This is a genomic window from Flavobacterium sp. FG68, assembly GCF_057808895.1.
In genome coordinates, this window is sequence record NZ_JBMDIY010000075.1 from 1 (window position 1) to 1,190 (window position 1,190).

The following is a 1,190-nucleotide window of genomic DNA, read 5'->3' on the forward strand; positions in this document are numbered from 1 at the left end:
AAAATATATTTTGAACGTCTAAAGATAATAGTTATTAAACAGATGCGACAGAACCTTTGATTCAATCCCAACATTAAAAACTCAAAACTGTTTTATAATTCTTTTCCAATGCATAAACCAGCCAAATATAATTTTTCTTGTATCTGATATAAGTGCACACCTCATCGACTTCATAAGTTTTGCCTTTGCTGATAATTGGTTTGGTAATATTTCGGGCGATAAAAACGATTCTTTTTAATAATGTTGTCGTTGATATTTTCAATATTCTTACCGTACTTCTTATTCCCAAACCTTCTTTAGTTAATTGAATAATATTCTGGTTTATATCTTATAAGCCAGATTTGCATGATTTTCAACTCTGGTTTTCCCGCATGCTCTGCAAATATATCTTTGAACTGCCGGACTTTGTTTTTCCGTACTTTATCATCTTTCGAATATCACCAACACATCTGTAACACCTAGTCTGGCTTGACTCCATTTTTTTTCGATTTAAGGCATTATAAAATAAAAAAACAGCCTTTGGGCTGTTTTAATTTTTATGCGATATTAATATAAATATCTGATTTTCTGTAAATGTTAGATGCAATAATTAACCACCAACACATCTGATACATTACCCATTTTCTGGAATTGAATTTTGAGAAAATGAATTTTGAACGCAGAAAAAAGTGATAAACAGTAAAATTATTTTTTTCATTTTAATTATTATTTTTAAGATAATTACTTTAATTCGTTTAAAGAAAATCCTGCATTAAGAATTTCAGTTGTATCTACAATTTCTTGAGAAAAATCTACTATAATTTTATTAGAATCCTTTGATGAATAGTATAATCTAAAAAATTTGTTGATTTTTTTTTCATAATTGTCTGGACATCTTCCATAACCTTCTCTAAACCATTCATTTTTAATTTTGTACTGAAAAAAACTTTTAGTTGTTTTTGGAAAGTCTTTACAAAACACAAATTTACAGACAGTTTGCTCTTGGTTTTCCCTGATTTCTTTTTGCTTAAGATATGCTCGTACAAACATTGAGAGAAGCCCTACAATCATTAGAACTAGAATAGTTTTATATAAATTTTGCATATTTTAAATTTAGATATTTATTATTTCTCCTTAGGCAATATACTAGGCGCAATTGGATGTGCTAACTTAGCATGGAGTTCTAGTTAAGAACTAAATCTTAACTTTAG

General features: G+C 28.1%; 1 protein-coding gene and 1 pseudogene. Both read right to left on the minus strand.

Annotated features, from left to right (window positions below; genetic code table 11):
* Positions 1–76 precede the first annotated feature (76 nt).
* Positions 77–478, minus strand: a pseudogene (locus ACODSB_RS23960) (IS1/IS1595 family N-terminal zinc-binding domain-containing protein); the annotation flags it as partial.
* Positions 479–720: 242 nt separating this feature from the next.
* Positions 721–1,083 carry a hypothetical protein gene (locus ACODSB_RS23965; RefSeq protein ID WP_488938887.1) on the minus strand — a complete coding sequence of 121 codons (363 nt, stop codon included), beginning with the start codon at positions 1,081–1,083 and terminating at the stop codon, positions 721–723.
* Between the last annotated feature and the right edge of the window lie 107 nt (positions 1,084–1,190).